The sequence below is a fragment of the Neisseria sp. P0001.S005 genome, assembly GCF_051963715.1.
This window is the reverse complement of the sequence record NZ_JBQCTZ010000410.1, coordinates 1-1192: the sequence shown is the minus strand read 5'-3', so window position 1 is coordinate 1192 and position 1192 is coordinate 1. Positions and strand designations below refer to the sequence as shown.

The following is a 1192-nucleotide window of genomic DNA, read 5'->3' as shown; positions in this document are numbered from 1 at the left end:
ATCAAAATCTAGCTACTTTTGTCTAAAAGTGCGGTGCTTTAACGGTTCATTCTTACCGCCGATTAGGTTTTGAAATGTCCGTAAGATAGGTAGATATGCTAGTCTTACGGACATTTTATTTTCAGACGGCCTTCGATCTTGCGTTGCAGTTGCGGTAGAAGGCGATCAGACCGTTGGTGGAGCTGTCATGTGCCGGCGTGCCGCGTTCGAGTTCGGGTTCGATGGTTTTGGCCAGCTCTTTGCCGTATTCCACGCCCCATTGGTCGAAGGGGTTGATACGCCAAATCACACCCTGTACGAAGGTGCGGTGTTCGTAAGCCGCCATCAGCATGCCGAGGTTGAAAGGTGTCAGGCTGTCGATAAGCAGGCTGTTGCTCGGACGGTTGCCGGGGAACTCTTTCTGCGGCGCAAGGCGGTCGCGTTCGTCTTGGGGCAGGGCAGCCAATTCGATTTGCACTTCGTCTAAGGTTTTGCCTTTCATCAGCGCTTCGGCTTGGGCGAAGGCATTGGCAACGGTAAAGCGGTGTTGGCGGTGGTTGCCGTAGACTGTGGTCATGGGGACGATGAAGTCGACGGGAATCAGACGCGTGCCTTGGTGCAGAAGCTGGAAGTAGGCATGTTGGCAGTTGACGCCTTCATCGCCGAAGACAATGCCGCCAGTGGTGCAGGAAACGGGTTGGCCGTCTGAAGTACGCTGTTTGCCGAGGCTTTCCATATCGAGCTGGTTGAGCCACGGGGTAAAGAGGCGCATGTTGTGGCTGTATGGGACAACGGTTTGGCCGTCTGAATGTTGGAAGTTGTTGTACCAAACGTTGATGAGCGCCATCAGGACGGGAATGTTGCGGCGGAATGGCGTTTCGAAGAAATGGGTATCCATCGTGTGTGCGCCGGCCAGCATTTTGCGGAACGCTTTTTCTCCGACGGCAACCATCAATGGCAGGCCGATAGGCGACCAGACGGAATAGCGGCCGCCGACCCAGTCGGACATGGCAAAGACTTTGTCGGGGGAGATACCGAAGTTTTGGGCAGCGGCCACATCGGCGGAAATGGCGCAGAAGTGGCGGTAGATGCCGGAATCAGGTAAACCTGCATCGCGATACCAAGTGCGCGCAGCATAGGCATTGAGCAGGGTTTCCGGTGTGCGGAACGATTTGCTGGCAATGCTGAATACGGTGGTTTCGGGGTTGAGGCC

General features: G+C 55.3%; 1 protein-coding gene. It reads right to left on the bottom strand.

What is annotated here, in order from left to right:
* Positions 1-121: 121 nt before the first annotated feature.
* A partial coding sequence (gene pgi, locus ACTHSP_RS20665; RefSeq protein ID WP_440346843.1) for a glucose-6-phosphate isomerase occupies positions 122-1192 on the bottom strand: 1071 nt, incomplete at its 5' end.